This is a genomic window from Streptomyces canus, from assembly GCF_030815415.1.
Lineage (GTDB): Bacteria > Actinomycetota > Actinomycetes > Streptomycetales > Streptomycetaceae > Streptomyces > Streptomyces canus_F.
In genome coordinates, this window is sequence record NZ_JAUSWW010000001.1 from 4,028,529 (window position 1) to 4,042,916 (window position 14,388).

Here is a 14,388-nt window from a genome sequence, read left to right on the forward strand (position 1 = left end):
GGGGCTCACTTCCTCTCGTACGTCATGGCCGGTACGTCACTTCTCCAGCGCCGCCGCGAGCGCGACGCCGTCGACCCGCCCGGACGCCAGCCGGGGCAGCCGGTCCAGGACGTGCACGGTGGGCGGGGGCCAGCCCGCGGGCCAGGCGCGGCGCACGGCACGGCGCCACACCCGGGGGTCGGGGTCCGTGCCCGCGGTCGGCACCACGGCGGCCCGGACCCGCAGTGCCCCGCTGTCGCCGGTCACGACCGCGGCCTCCTGGACCCCGGGCAGCGCGGCGAGCACCGTCTCGGCCTCGGCACGGTCCAGGGTGCGCCCGACCCAGTGCCGCACCTGGTCCGCGGTGCCCAGCAGCCGGACCCGGCCGTCCGCGTCGATCCAGGCACGGAACCCGCCAGGACGCGGGTCGTCGCCGACGCCCAGCAGCCCCGCGATCCCCCGGGGCAGGGTGCGCCCCTCGGGGTCGGTCACCCGCAGCGGGCGGCCGGGCGCCGGGTCGGTGAGCCAGATGCCGTACGGATCCCGCGCCCGCCAGTCGCACACGCCGAGCCGCCCGAGGGCGGGGTCGACGACGTCCAGCAGGACACGGCCGCCCGCACGCCGGTACGCGGCGACCGCGGGCGTCGGCAGGAACTGCTCGACGGGACAGTGCGCGACCGGGACGGCCGCCGGGCCGGTCGCCGCCGCGGCGGCGAGTTCGGGGAACGACCCGCGCGCGGTGGGCGGCAGGGTGTCGGTGTCGCCGTCCGGTGCGGGGCCCCCGGCGGGACGTACGTGGGGTTCGGCGAAGGTGTGCAGCGGGGCGTCGGGGCGCTCGGTGAGGGCGCCGAGCAGCCGGGTGAAGTCGGCCGTGAGGCGCCGCGCGCCGGCCTGGTCGAGGGCGGCCGGGGTGAAGTCGAGCCGTCCGTAGGCGGCGTCGCCCTCGCGGCGCAGTTGCAGGATGAGGTCGAAGGACCGCGTCGAGTTGGGCGCGAAGAAGTCCCAGTCGAACTCCAGCCCCGCCACCTCGCCCAGGTCCCGCGCGACCGACGGACAGGACACGCCGATCCGGTCGAAGGCGCCCTGGCTGACGTCCACGCCGTGACGTCGGCGCAGTTCGCGCAGGACCCAGCTGAAGGGGACCCGGCGATGGCGGTGAACGAGGCCGAGCGCCTCCCCCGCGGCCGCCAGCAGGTCCCGGAACGTCGTCTCGGGTGTCGCCTCCATCAGACACGGCACGACGTTGACCTGGAGGCCGATGTGGTCCCGGGTCTCGGGCACGCTGGTGTCCACCGGGATGCCCAGGACGAAACGGCGGTTGCCGTACCCGTGCAGGACCGCCGCGGCACAGGCCACCAGGCCGGTGAAGAAGCTGACACCGGTCTGCCGGGTGAGCTCGCGCAGCCGGGCGCAGTGCTCGGCGGGCAGGTCGAAACGGGGCGTGGGGCGCACCGCGGCGTCCTCGTCGGTGCCGGCGGAGCGGGGCAGGACCAGACCGGGCAGGTCGAGCAGGCCGGCGCTCAGCCAGTACCGGACGACGTCGTCCAGCTCCTCGTCGATCGCCGGGTGTTCGGGCAGGGCGTGGTTCTCGCGCGGGGGCCGGGGGCCGGTGGCGAGGGCGCGCAGGAACTGGCGGGCGAAGACGAACTTGGAGCGCCCGTCGAAGGCGATGTGGTGGACGCCGACGACCAGGGTGTGCCGGTCGGGTCCGTGCGTCAGCAGGGAGAAGGTGATGGGCGAGCGGGTGGTCAGGTCCCAGGGTCCGACCCGGTGCGCCCGGTACCAGTCGCGGGCCGCGGCGAGCTCCTGCCCGGGTGCGGCCTCCATCCCCAACTCCTCGAACTGGAGCACGTCCGACGCCGGACGGATCGCCATCCGCGCCTCGGCCCCGTCCGTGACCAGCCCTCTGAGCTGCGGATGATCCTCACACACGGCCAGGCACGCCGCCCGCACCCGCTCGGCGGTCACCCCACCGCTGATGAGCACCGACAGGAACCCGCCGTTGATGGACCGCGGATGCAACTGCTGCTCCAGCCACATCGCCTCCTGCGCGGGAGACAACCGCACGAGCACCGGTCCCGCGCCGGACGCCCGAGGGTCCGCCGCCCCCGTGACCTCCCGCACCGCCTCAGCCACCCGATCCCCCCGCCCCCACCGCGTCCGGCAGTTCGCGGCGGGCGAGCTTGCCGTTGGCCGTCAGGGGGAGCTCGGGGACGAGGACGAAGCGGGCCGGGACCATGTAGTCGGGCAGGGCGGCCGCACAGGCCGTGCGCAACGCGCCGACGTCGGGGGCCCCATCCTCGCCCGCCGGGACGACGTAGGCCTGCAGCGCGGTCGTGCGGTCCCTGCCGAGGCCGACGACGGCGACCCGGCGCACCCCGGGGACCCGGCTCAGCACGGCCTCGACCTCGCCCGGCTCCACGCGGTACCCGCGGACCTTGAGCTGGTCGTCGATACGGCCGACGAAGTGCAGCAGGCCGTCCTCCAGGCGCACGAGATCGCCGGTGAGGTAGCCGCGCCGGGTGCCGCCGTCGACGTACGGCAGCTCTGGGAACCGTTCCCCGGTCAGCCGCTCGTCGCCGAGGTAGCCCGTGGCCAGGCAGCGGCCGGTGACGACGAGTTCGGCCTCCTCGCCCTCGGCGAAGGGTCCGAGGACGCCGTCCCGCAGCCGCAGCAGCCCGGCGCCGGCCACGGAGCCGCCGAGCGGCGGATGCGCGGGCCACCGGGCCGGGTCCCGGGGCAGCCGGTACTCGGTGACGACATGCGTCTCGCTGGGCCCGTACTGATTGACCAGCGTCGCGTCCAGGCCCGTGAACAGCGCGCGCACCTCGTCGTTGACGACGAGCCGCTCGCCCGCGACGACGACCTCCCGCAGCGCGGGCAGCCGATGACCGGTCACCGGCACCGCGACGGCCAGCGCGTGCAGGGACGTCACCGGCAGGAAGGCGCGGGCGATGGCGTACCGCTCCAGCACGGCGGCGAGCAGGAACGGGTCGCGGCGGGTGATGTCGTCGACCACGACCAGCGGCGCGCCCGCGGCCCAGGCCGCCGCCAGCTCCTGGAACCCGACGTCGAACCCGACGGACGCGGCATGCAGCGTGCGCGGCACCTCGCCCCGCTCCCACCCGTCCAGATGCCAGCCGGCCAGCCCCTCGAGAACCACCGGCGCGACCGCCACGCACTTGGGCGTCCCCGTGGAACCGGAGGTGGCGACGACGTAGGCGACAGGGCCGCTCCGGTCGGCCGCCCTTTCCTTGGTCACGCCCGGCGTCTCGACCCCGAGTGTTATCACCTCCGGAGCGAGGTCGACGGATGGCGGGGCGTCGGTCAGGGTCAGCCGGACGTCCGCCGCGTCGATGATCCGGTCCAGGCGGTCGGCCGGCAGCCCCGGGTCCAGGGCGACGACCGCCGCTCCCGTACGCCAGACACCGAGCACGGCCGCGCACCGCCACCAGCCGCGCCCCGCCAGCACCCCGACGGACGCGCCGGGCGCCACGCCCCGTTCGGCGAGGACGGCCGCGATCCGGGCGGAGGCGGCGTCCAATTGGGCGTACGTGTACTCGGTGTCCTCGTGCACCACCGCGACCCGGTCCGCGTACGTCTCGCACGCGGCGACCAGCAGCTCGGTGAGCGGCATCAGAGCTCGACCCGTACGCCGGACTCGAACCAGTGGTCCAGCTGCACGGCCGCCTCGATGCTCATCCGGGTCACCCCGGCCCGCAGCCCGTAGGTGGGGTCGGTCAGCACGGACTCGACGCGCGCGGGGTCGAGCAGGTCGTTCACCCGGGCCCCGGGCCGCTCGGTGATCTCCTTCAGCTGGGCGCGCAGCGCGGTGCGGTAGGCGGGGTCCTGAACCGTCGGGTACGGCGACTTCTTGCGCTGGAGGACCGCCTCCGGCAGCAGGTCCCGGACCGCGGCCCGCAGCAGGCTCTTCTCCCGCCCGTCGGCGACCTTCATCTCCCACGGCACGTTGTAGACGTACTCGGCGAGTTCGTGGTCGCAGAACGGCACCCGGCCCTCGATGGACGCGGCCATCCCGAGGCGGTCCTTGCGGTCGAGGATGACCCGCAGATAGCGGGTCATGTTGAGGTACGTGATCTCCCGCATCCGGCGTTCGTGCGCGGACTCCTCACCGCTCAGCGGAACCTCGGCGACGGCCTCCTCGTAGCGGTCCCGGGTGTACCCGGCGAAGTCGAGCTCGTGGTAGAGCTCCCGGTCCAGGAGTCCGGACAGGAACTCCATCTGGTGCGAGGCGCCGAGCCAGGGGAAGGTCCTGGACTTCACGTAGAACGGGTCGTGGAACCACATGTAGCCGCCGAACAGCTCGTCCGAGCCGTCCCCGGTGAGGGTGACCGTGCAGAAGCGGCGGACCTCCTGGGAGAGCCGGTACAGCGACACGTACATGTCGAGTCCGGCGACGGGCCGCTCATGGGCGCGCACCACGGCCGCCTGGGCCTCGCGGTCGGCCAGGTGGTCCCGGTCGACCAGCAGCTCGCGGTGCTCGCTGCCCAGGTGCGCGGCCATCTTGGCGACGTAGGGGGCGTCCGGGGAGTCGTGCACCTCGTCGGGGCGGAAGTTCTCCAGGTGGTAGGCGAACTCCATGGAGAAGGTCTGGAGCCGGTCGCCGCCGCCGAGTGAGCGGTTGACCAGGGCGCAGACCGCGCTGGAGTCCAGGCCGCCGGAGAGCATCGAGGAGATCGGCACGTCCGAGATCACCTGGCGCCGGACGATGTCCTCCAGCATCTCGCGCACGGTCCGTTCCGTGGTGGCGAGGTCGTCGGTGTGCTCGCGCGGGGTGAAGTTCCAGTAGCGGGCGCGGCTGACGCCGGCGCGCGAGTAGCGGACGACCTCGCCCGGGATCACCTCCCGGGTGTGCCGGAACACCGACAGGCCCGGGGTGGGGGTGAAGGACAGCGCCTCCAGCAGTCCGGTCCGGTCCACGACCGGCTCGACCAGGCCGGTGGCGAACAGCGCCTTGGGTTCGGAGCCGAACGCGAAGCCGTCCGGGGTCTCGGCGTAGAACAGCGGGTAGATGCCGAAGCGGTCGCGGATCAGGACCAGTTCCTCGGTCCGTACGTCCCACACGGCGAAGGCGAACATGCCGCGCAGCCGTTCGGCGCAGGCCGGGCCCCACTCCTGGTAGGCGCGCAGCACCACCTCGGTGTCGCTGCGGTCGCGGAACTCATGTCCGCGGCCGCGCAGTTCGGCGCGCAGTTCGGCGAAGTTGAAGACCTCGCCGGTGTAGTTGAGCACGACGGTCTCGCGGCCCGCCGCGTCGGTGGCGACGGCGGGCTGGTGTCCGCCCGACAGATCGACCACGGCGAGCCGGCGGGGCACGAACAGGGCTCTCGGAGAGGACCACTCGCTGACTTCGTCCGGACCGCGCAGTGCGAGCGCGCCACGCATCGACTCGACCAGGTCTGAGCGGTGCGCGAGGTCCTGGGTGAAGGAGACAAGGCCGACTATGCCGCACATGGAAAGAACGCTCCCAGCGTCGCGTGCAGGGTGACGAAGGCGAGGATCACGCGCGACGCACCCGTGCGTCACCCCGGTTGGCAGCTAGTTGCCAGGTCTGGTGCTGTGGCTTCCCTACGGCCTCTGCGTGATCCACCTACGGTGACCGGTGCGGCACCGAAGGTGGTCGCCGATGTGACGCGCACTGCAAAGCCGGTCCGCGGGGTCGATGAACAGCGGGTGAATGCCGCACACTGGTGTCCCGTGAGTTCCCCTTCGTCCATACCGACGCGAGTCGTGCTGCTCTGCGGCCCCTCCGGCTCCGGCAAGTCCCTTCTCGCGGCCCGTTCCGGTCTTCCGGTCCTCAGGCTCGACGACTTCTACAAGGAGGGCGACGACCCGACTCTGCCGCTGGTGGCGGGGAGCTCCGACATCGACTGGGACCACCCGGAGTCCTGGGACGCGGACGTGGCCGTCGCGGCGATCGTCGAGCTGTGCGGCACGGGTCGTACGGACGTCCCCCAGTACGACATCTCGCTGAGCGCCCGCACCGGCGCGGAGACCGTCGACATCGGCCGGACCCCGCTGTTCATCGCCGAGGGCATCTTCGCCGCGGAGATCGTCACGCGCTGCCAGGAGCTGGGCGTGCTGGCCGACGCCCTGTGTCTGAGCCGCGGTCCCGTGCAGACGTTCCGGCGCCGGTTCCTGCGGGACCTCAGGGAGGGCCGCAAGTCGGTGCCGTTCCTGCTGCGCCGCGGCTGGCGGCTGATGCGGCAGGAACGCACGATCATCTCCCGGCAGACCGCGCTCGGCGCCCACGCGTGCGACAAGGACGAGGCGCTGGGCCGGCTGGCCGCGGCCGCGGCGGGACGCCGTCCGGCGGCTTCGACGCCGGCGGGCTGAACGTCTGCGGCGCCTTCGGCGTCGTAGGGCCATGACGATCACACGTGGAACCCTGCTCGTGGCGGCCGCGGTGCTGCTGGCCGCCACCGGATGCGCGGACGGCGCGGACGGCGAGGCCGCGGCCTCCTGCTCGGGCCTGGTGACCTACGACAGCCGCGGCTATCTGCCCACCGAGGAGACCGGCTTCGCCGTCGGCGAGCGGCTGGGCACCGCCACGGTCGAGGCCTGCGACGACACCGGCGACGGCGTGGACAACGGCAGCCCCGGACGCAGGACGGGCGCGTACGTCGTGCGGGGTGTCGATCCGGCGGAGGCCATCGCCGTAGGCGACAGCGCGGCCGGGACGGAGCTCGTGCGGGTCCACCGCTGACCACACACCAAAGCGGAACCGGACGGGCCCCCCGGCCCTCCAGTCCCGCTTTTTGGTGCTTCCCCCGTGGTGGTGCTTCCCCCGCTTTCCCCCCGGTGGTGCTTCCCCCGTGGAACCCCCCGGTACTGCTCCCCCCGAACCCTCAGGCGACAAGCTCCCCGAAGGCGTCTTCCTCGTCACGGCCGAAGCTGAGGACCTCGTCCTCGCGCAGCCGGCGGAGCGACCGCCAGATGCTGGACTTCACCGTGCCGACACTGATGTCGAGGATTGTCCGCGATCTCCGGGTCGGTGCGGCCCTCGTAGTAACGAAGGACCAGCATCGTCCGCTGGAGTTCGGGCAGCCGGGCCAGCGCCTGCCACAGGACCGCACGCAGCTCGGTGCCGCGCATCGCGTCCGTGTCGCCGGGCGTCTCCGGCAGTTCCTCGGTCGGGTACTCGTTCAGCTTGCGGCGGCGCCACGCGCTGATGTGCAGATTCGTCATCGTCCGGCGGAGGTATCCCCCGACGGCCGCCTTGTCGCTGATCCGGTCCCATGCCCGGTACGTCGAGAACAGCGCGCTCTGGAGCAGGTCCTCGGCCTCGAAGCGGTCACCGGTCAGGTGGTAGGCGGTTGCGTACAGGGAGGCGCGGCGCTCCTGAACGTAGGCGGTGAACTCCGCCTCCGACAGCGAACGACGCTCCCCCGTGTCCTCCCTGTACGCGCTTCCCCCGTGTGCTTCCCCCGTGAAACCGTCAACCACCGTCATGTACGCGGTGTGCTGACGCCCAGCGCCGCGAGCGCACCCCCGCCCGCTCACGGCGCCGGACTTCTCGGAACCCCGGCCCCCGTTCACGTCGTGCAGACGCGTGATCACTGCGCTGGTGCTGTTGCTGTGCAGCGTGTTCATCTCGCGCCCCCCGTCGTGGACTTCCGGTGTTCTGCTTGCCCAGGCTGTGCTTCCTTGCCTGTGCCGAGAATCTTGCCCTCGCACCTTCATGACCGTGTCCGCCGACTGTCACAGACCTGTCACAGGGGTCGGCCTCAGGGAAGACACAGCTTGGTCACAGAGAGCAGCGCTACACGTACGTACCTGTACAGGTGTCGATACCGCACCCCGCCATGGGCCAGAATGAGCCCCGTGCCTTCCCTGTTGCTGATCGAGGACGACGACGCCATCCGTACGGCCCTGGAGCTGTCTCTGACGCGCCAGGGTCACCGGGTTGCCACGGCTGCCACCGGCGAGGACGGCCTGAAGCTGCTGCGTGAGCAGCGGCCGGACCTGATCGTGCTGGATGTGATGCTGCCCGGCATCGATGGTTTCGAGGTGTGCCGGCGCATCCGGCGCACGGACCAGCTGCCGATCATTCTGCTGACCGCTCGCAGCGACGACATCGACATCGTCGTCGGACTGGAGTCCGGCGCCGACGACTATGTCGTCAAACCGATCCAGGGGCGGGTGCTGGACGCCCGGATCCGGGCCGTGCTGCGGCGCGGGGAACGCGAGTCGACCGACGCGGCGAGCTTCGGCTCCCTGGTCATCGACCGCGCGGCGATGACCGTCACGAAGAACGGCGAGGACCTCCAGCTCACGCCCACCGAGCTCAGGCTGCTCCTGGAGCTGAGCCGACGGCCCGGCCAGGCCCTGTCGCGGCAGCAGTTGCTGCGGCTGGTCTGGGAGCACGACTACCTCGGTGACTCGCGCCTGGTGGACGCCTGTGTCCAGCGGCTGCGCGCCAAGGTCGAGGACGTTCCGTCGTCCCCGACACTGATCCGCACGGTCCGTGGTGTCGGCTACCGGCTGGACACGCCTCAGTGACCCAAGCGCAAGGGGGGATCCGCGGCTGGGCCGCGGCTCGCAAGGGACATCTGACACGACTGCGCTTCACCAGTCTGCGGCTGCGGCTCGTCGTGGTCTTCGGACTCGTGGCGCTCACCGCCGCGGTGTCCGCGTCCGGGATCGCCTACTGGCTCAACCGCGAGGCGGTGCTCACCCGCACCCAGGACGCGGTGCTGCGCGACTTCCAGCAGGAGATGCAGAACCACGCGGGTCTGCTGCCGGAGCTCCCCGAGCGGTACGAACTCCAGCGCACCGCGCAGAACATGGCCAACAGCAGCCAGCGCTTCAGCGTGCTGCTCGTCGCGAAGGGCTCCGACGGCGAGGCGCTGTACGCCAACTCCGGTGCCCTGAACGGCTTCTCGGTCCAGGACGTCCCCGAGTCGCTGCGGGCCGCGGTGAACGAGACGCAGGAGGTCGACTCCTCCAACAAGTACGCGTACCACCTGTACTGGCAGCGGATCGTCGACGACGGCACCCCGTATCTCGTGGCCGGCACCAAGGTCATCAACGGCGGCACCACCGGCTACATGCTCAAGTCGCTGGAGCCGGAGGCGAAGGACCTCAACTCCCTTGCCTGGTCGCTCGGTATCGCCACCGGTCTCGCGCTGATCGGCTCGGCGCTGCTCGCGCAGGCCGCCGCCACGACCGTACTGAAGCCGGTGCACCGGCTCGGGGTCGCCGCCCGCCGGCTCGGCGAGGGCAAGCTGGACACCCGGCTGCGGGTGTCCGGCACCGATGAACTCGCGGATCTGTCACGGACGTTCAACGACGCGGCCGAGGCCCTGGAGAAACGGGTCGACGACATGGCCGCGCGGGACGAGGCGTCCCGGCGGTTCGTCGCCGACATGAGCCATGAACTGCGGACGCCGCTCACCGCGATCACCGCCGTGACGGAGATCCTGGAGGAGGAGCTGGAGGCGGAGTCGGGTTCGATGGACCCGATGATCGAGCCGGCGGTACGGCTGGTGGTCAGCGAGACACGGCGCCTCAACGACCTCGTGGAGAACCTGATGGAGGTCACCCGCTTCGACGCGGGCACCGCCCGTCTCGTCCTGGACGATGTCGACGTCGCCGACCAGCTCACCGCCTGCCTCGACGCGCGGGCCTGGCTGGACGCGGTGGACCTGAACGCCGAACGCGGCATCCACGCCCGGCTCGACCCGCGCCGCCTGGACGTGATCATGGCGAACCTGGTCGGCAACGCGCTCAAGCACGGCGGTTCCCCGGTGCGGGTGGCGGTGCGTGCGGCGGACGATTCGGTCGTCATCGAGGTGCGGGACCACGGGCCCGGCATCCCCGAGGACGTTCTGCCGCACGTCTTCGACCGGTTCTACAAGGCGAGCGCGTCGCGCCCCCGCTCCGAGGGCAGCGGACTCGGCCTCTCCATCGCCCTGGAGAACGCCCACATCCACGGCGGCGGGATCACCGCCGCGAACTCCCCCGAGGGCGGCGCGGTCTTCACGCTGCGACTGCCCAGGGACGGGTCGGAGCTGGCGCAGGAGTGCGAGGCGGAGAAGAGCTCATGAGCGTGACGCGAGGGCGGGGACGGCGGGCCATGAGCACCGTGACCGTACGACGGCTGCTGGCGCTGCCCGTGCTGGCGGCGCTGGCCACCGGGTGCGGTATCCGGGCCACCGAGGTCCCGACGGACTTCGGGCCCGCGCCCTCACGGGTGCACTGCTCCGTCTCGGAGCCGGACATCTCCGCGCAGTCCTCGCGCGGGCTGGCGGTGCAGGTGTTCCTGCTGTGCGGTTCGGCGCTGGTGGCCGTCGACCGGACGGTGAGCGTCGAGGACGGTACGGCGGACTCCCGGCGGCGGGTGCTGGTGGCGCAGGAGCTGCTCAACCAGCTCGCCGCGGCGCCGTCGGCCGGCGAGGCGGATGCCGGGTACCGGACGACCGTGCGCGACGGCATGACGGTGACCGGGCCGCGCCCGGCGGACCCCGAGGACACCCTCCGGCTGAGCTTCCCGCCGGGTGCCCTCGCCAAGTCCTCCCTCGCCCAGATCGTCTGCACGTTCTCCGACTCGGCCGCCGCCGAGGGCGACGGGTCGGTCATCCTCGGCGGCCCGGACGGCGCTGCCCCGCGCCGCTACGAGTGCACCGACGAGGTCCGCGCCGAACCGACCAGCGTGAAACCGCCGTCGACGGAGGTCACGGACGGCTGATGTACGGGTGTGTCGGACGCCTCACCCGTTCGCCCGGAACCGATCCCGCCGCACCCCGCGTCTAGGGGGTCGTGCAGCGTCAAGGCTTCATCGGCAGCAGCGCCGTGATCCGCATGCGGGCGGCGGGGGGTTTCCTCCTCGTCGCGCATCTCGCGTTCGTGGCCTGGCTCACCCTGCGACCGCTGGATGTCCCGTGGATGACGCCACCGAATCTCACCCCGTTCGCCGGCATCCGGGCCGACCTGGTCCTCGGCTGGCCGCAGGCCGCCCGGCGGATCGGTGAGGCGGTCGCGCTGCTGGCCCCGCTGGGGGTGCTGTTCCCGCTGGCGCACGGCAGGCTGTACGTCTCCCCGCTGGCGTCCCTGATCCGTACGGTCGCCGCGGGCGCCCTGATCTCCCTCGGCATCGAACTGCTGCAGACCGGCGTCCCCGGTCAGGTCGTCGACATCGACTCGGTCCTCCTGAACACCGTGGGCGTGGCCCTCGCGCACGCCGCCTTCATCCCCGCGGGCCGCGTCTGGTTCCGCCGCAGGTCCCACTCCCCCAGGCGGGTGACCGTGCTCGCGGAGGACCCCTCTCAGGGTCGCACCCCGACAATTCCCAGGGTCGGCATCGCACCGTAGAGCGACGCTTTGTCCCTTCGGGCTCCGTAGCTTGGATGGCAGATGGGCAGCCCGCCCACAGCAGCCGACAGCCAGAGCCCACCAAGGCCACGTGTCCCGACGACACCGGCCGGGCGACCCAAAACAAAGGAGTGCCCAATGTCCCGCCTTGCCCGCCCCACCAACGGCCGCATGATCGGCGGAGTGTGTGCCGCGCTGGCACGGCGCTTCGGCACCTCCGTCACCACGATGCGGGTGATCTTCGTGCTCTCGTGCCTGCTGCCCGGCCCGCAGTTCCTGCTCTACATCGCCCTGTGGATCCTGTTCCCCTCCGAGGGCAAGGTGAACAAGACGCAGGCGGCCTGGTAACCGGCCTCACGTACATACGCCGATGGGGCGCACCCCTGGTACGGGGTGCGCCCCATCGGGGCGTTCGGCGGGTTCAGCCGAGCGGGATCCCGTTCAGCGGCAGGCCCTGGGTGGGCAGCCCGGTCTGGCCGATCGGCAGACCGCCGAGCAGACCGGCGACCGGCTTGGTCGGGCCGTCGGCGAGCGCGCCCTGAGCGGCGGGCGTCACGGCGGCCAGACCCGCCGCCGGCTGCGCCTGCGACAGCGCGTCACCGGCTCCCGGCAGCGCCTTGGCGACGTTCTCCGCCGGAAGCGTCTTGGTGACGGTGTCCAGCGCCTGGGAGGCGGCCGGCGCGGCGTTCGCGGCACCCGCGCCGACGGCGGCGAAGGCGGCACCGAGGGCGGCGACACCGAGGGTCTTGGCAGCAGACTGCTTCATGAAAGTGCGTCCTCGAATGGGATGACGGTGAGTGAGCGGTCCACGACCGTAAACACGCATCGGCATCCACCGCAAACATCAAAATGCGGACGGATGGTGAATACCCGTCCGCATTTCGATTCCCGCGAGATTCCCGGTCAGCCCTCTTCCGCCACAGAACCGCTGGTGGAGGCGGTCTGCTGGAACAGCCATTCGGACTTCAGCTCGGCATAACCGGGCTTGACGACGTCATTGATCATGGCCAGTCGTTCATCGAAAGGAATGAACGCTGATTTCATCGCATTGACGGAGAACCACTGCATGTCGTCGAGCGTGTAGCCGAATGCTCCGACCAGGTGCTCGAATTCCCGGCTCATGCTCGTGCCGGACATCAGCCGGTTGTCGGTGTTCACGGTGGCCCGGAAGTGCAGCCGGCGCAGCAGCCCGATCGGGTGCTCGGCATAGGAGTCGGCGGCCCCGGTCTGGAGATTGGAGCTCGGGCACAGCTCCAGCGGGATGCGCTTGTCCCGCACGTAGGAGGCGAGCCGGCCGAGCTTGACCGAGCCGTCCTGCTGGACCTGGATGTCGTCGATGATGCGCACACCGTGGCCGAGCCGGTCGGCGCCGCACCACTGCAGGGCCTGCCAGATCGAGGGGAGCCCGAAGGCTTCGCCGGCGTGGATGGTGAAGTGGTTGTTCTCGCGCTTGAGGTACTCGAACGCGTCGAGGTGCCGGGTGGGCGGGTAGCCGGCCTCGGCGCCCGCGATGTCGAAGCCCACCACGCCCAGATCGCGGTAGCGGTTGGCGAGTTCGGCGATCTCCAGGGCGCGGGCGGCGTGCCGCATCGCGGTGAGCAGGGCGCCGACGCGGATGCGCCGGCCGTTCTCGCGGGCGATCCGCTCCCCTTCCCGGAAGCCCTCATTGACGGCCTCGACGACCTCTTCGAGGCTGAGCCCGCCTTCGAGGTGCTGCTCGGGGGCGTACCGCACCTCGGCGTAGACGACCCCGTCGGCGGCGAGGTCCTCGGCGCACTCGGCGGCGACCCGGACCAGGGCGTCGCGGGTCTGCATCACACCGACGGTGTGGGAAAAGGTCTCCAAGTACCGTTCCAGCGAACCGGAGTCGGCGGCCTCGCGGAACCAGATGCCGAGCTTGTCGGCGTCGTTCTCGGGGAGTTGGGCGTACCCGGTGGCCCGGGCGAGGTCGACGACGGTGCCGGGGCGCAGCCCGCCGTCGAGGTGATCGTGCAGCAGAACCTTGGGTGCCCGGCGGATCTGGTCCGAGCTCGGGGTGGTTCCCGTCCGGTCAGTCTGGCTCGTCATTCACGCACTCTAACTCCTACGCGCGTAGATCGCTCGCTGTACTCCACCCGTCGATACGTAACGGTGACCGCCCCGACGGGTGGAGTACACCAACGCTTCTGACACTGTTCTGTCATGGCACAGCAAGCGACGCCGGTTCGCACGGCCCGGCTGGGACGGGCGCTCGGTCCGGAACCGACGGCGGTGAGCGGGGTGGTGCTGCTGCTCCCCGGCGGCGAGGAGAGCTCCGGCCGCAGACCGTCCCCCCTGATGGCGAACGCGTCCGTCCGCGCCCTCGGCCGCCGGCTGGCGCGCGCGGGCCGGGAGGACGGCCTGGCCACCCATGTCGTCCACTACCGCTACCGCGGCTGGAACGGCGCGGAGGCACATCTCGCCCGGGACGCCGACTGGGCCACGGAGGAGGTCGTACGGCGTTACGGCGATGTCGCCGTGTGCCTGGCCGGTGTCGACATGGGTGCCCGGGCCGCACTGCACGCGGGCGGTCACGAGGCCGTCAACTCCGTTCTGGCCATCGCCCCTTGGCTGCCCGAGGAGGACGTGGCGGCGCCCCCCGAACCGGTGAAGCAGCTCGCGGGCCGACGGGTGCTGATGGTGCACGGCACGAACGACGCGCGCACGGACCCGGAGCTGTCGTTCCGGCTCGCGGCACGGGCGAAGAAGGCGAACCGGGACGTCTGCCGGTTCGAAGTCCACTCGGACGGCCATGCGTTGCGTCAGCACCGGGACGAAGTCCACGCGCTGGCGGAGGACTTCGTCATGGGCTCACTGTTCGGCCGCGCGTTCTCCCGTCCCGTCGAGGACGCCCTGGCCGCCCCGCCGCCGCTGGGGCTGCGGATGCCGCTGGCGGCGGGCTTCGGGCGGTCGCTGCGGCGCTAGCCGACAGCACCGCCCGGCGGTGACCGACACCGTCACGCGGTTCACAGCGCCCTCACGTCCCTCTCATGACCCTCTTGCGACTCTTTACTGAAAATGATTATCGTCTTTACGTGTCCATGGGGGCATGTCCAT

Annotated in this window: 13 protein-coding genes and 1 pseudogene; 8 read left to right on the forward strand and 6 right to left on the reverse strand. The window is 71.6% G+C overall.

Features of this window, described 5'->3' with window-relative positions; genetic code table 11:
* Positions 1-36: 36 nt before the first annotated feature.
* The 3 genes from QF037_RS18490 to asnB are packed head-to-tail and all read right to left on the reverse strand — an operon-like array spanning position 37 to position 5,454.
* The gene (locus QF037_RS18490) at positions 37-2,115 is read right to left on the reverse strand and encodes a condensation domain-containing protein (protein WP_307026668.1); all 2,079 of its coding nucleotides are present in this window, start codon (positions 2,113-2,115) and stop codon (positions 37-39) included.
* Complete coding sequence (locus QF037_RS18495) at positions 2,108-3,616, reverse strand: AMP-binding protein (RefSeq protein WP_307026670.1); 1,509 nt, start codon at positions 3,614-3,616, stop codon at positions 2,108-2,110. The genes QF037_RS18490 and QF037_RS18495 overlap by 8 nt, the downstream gene beginning before the upstream one ends.
* On the reverse strand, positions 3,616-5,454 hold the full coding sequence (gene asnB, locus QF037_RS18500; RefSeq protein ID WP_307026672.1) for an asparagine synthase (glutamine-hydrolyzing): 1,839 nt from the start codon (positions 5,452-5,454) through the stop codon (positions 3,616-3,618). The genes QF037_RS18495 and asnB overlap by 1 nt, the downstream gene beginning before the upstream one ends.
* Positions 5,455-5,628: 174 nt before the next feature.
* Here asnB and QF037_RS18505 point away from each other — a divergent pair, with 174 nt between their 5' ends.
* Both QF037_RS18505 and QF037_RS18510 read left to right on the forward strand, forming a co-directional pair.
* Positions 5,629-6,336: a uridine kinase family protein gene (locus QF037_RS18505; protein WP_373463745.1), complete on the forward strand. Its 708-nt coding sequence runs from the start codon at positions 5,629-5,631 to the stop codon at positions 6,334-6,336.
* 31 nt (positions 6,337-6,367) lie between these two features.
* Complete coding sequence (locus tag QF037_RS18510; RefSeq protein ID WP_307026676.1) at positions 6,368-6,706, forward strand: DUF6281 family protein; 339 nt, start codon at positions 6,368-6,370, stop codon at positions 6,704-6,706.
* Between the two features lie 142 nt (positions 6,707-6,848).
* On the opposite strand, the pseudogene QF037_RS18515 reads toward QF037_RS18510, so the two are convergent.
* Positions 6,849-7,593, reverse strand: a pseudogene (locus QF037_RS18515) (SigE family RNA polymerase sigma factor).
* A 231-nt stretch (positions 7,594-7,824) separates the two neighbouring features.
* Between QF037_RS18515 and afsQ1 the strand changes: the two are divergent.
* The 5 genes from afsQ1 (at position 7,825) to QF037_RS18540 (ending at position 11,661) form a co-directional block, all read left to right on the forward strand.
* A complete protein-coding gene (afsQ1, locus tag QF037_RS18520) occupies positions 7,825-8,502 on the forward strand; it encodes a two-component system response regulator AfsQ1 (RefSeq protein WP_046261189.1) in 678 nt (225 codons plus the stop codon).
* A complete protein-coding gene (locus tag QF037_RS18525) occupies positions 8,499-10,049 on the forward strand; it encodes a sensor histidine kinase (RefSeq protein WP_307026678.1) in 1,551 nt (516 codons plus the stop codon). The genes afsQ1 and QF037_RS18525 overlap by 4 nt, the downstream gene beginning before the upstream one ends.
* A gap of 29 nt (positions 10,050-10,078) precedes the next feature.
* Entirely contained in the window at positions 10,079-10,690 is a 612-nt protein-coding gene (locus QF037_RS18530; RefSeq protein ID WP_307026680.1) for a hypothetical protein, read from the forward strand.
* Between the two features lie 71 nt (positions 10,691-10,761).
* The gene (locus tag QF037_RS18535; protein ID WP_307026682.1) at positions 10,762-11,313 is read left to right on the forward strand and encodes a VanZ family protein; all 552 of its coding nucleotides are present in this window, start codon (positions 10,762-10,764) and stop codon (positions 11,311-11,313) included.
* 138 nt (positions 11,314-11,451) lie between these two features.
* On the forward strand, positions 11,452-11,661 hold the full coding sequence (locus QF037_RS18540) for a PspC domain-containing protein (protein ID WP_307026684.1): 210 nt from the start codon (positions 11,452-11,454) through the stop codon (positions 11,659-11,661).
* Between the two features lie 73 nt (positions 11,662-11,734).
* On the opposite strand, the gene QF037_RS18545 is transcribed toward QF037_RS18540, so the two are convergent.
* Together QF037_RS18545 and QF037_RS18550 are read right to left on the reverse strand one after the other, a co-directional pair.
* The gene (locus QF037_RS18545; RefSeq protein WP_307026686.1) at positions 11,735-12,079 is read right to left on the reverse strand and encodes an ATP-binding protein; all 345 of its coding nucleotides are present in this window, start codon (positions 12,077-12,079) and stop codon (positions 11,735-11,737) included.
* A gap of 137 nt (positions 12,080-12,216) precedes the next feature.
* Positions 12,217-13,380, reverse strand: coding sequence for an adenosine deaminase (locus QF037_RS18550; RefSeq protein ID WP_307026689.1), 1,164 nt, complete (start codon positions 13,378-13,380; stop codon positions 12,217-12,219).
* Between the two features lie 114 nt (positions 13,381-13,494).
* Between QF037_RS18550 and QF037_RS18555 the strand changes: the two genes are divergently transcribed.
* Positions 13,495-14,256, forward strand: coding sequence for an alpha/beta hydrolase (locus tag QF037_RS18555; RefSeq protein WP_307026690.1), 762 nt, complete (start codon positions 13,495-13,497; stop codon positions 14,254-14,256).
* The last annotated feature ends 132 nt before the right edge of the window (positions 14,257-14,388 follow it).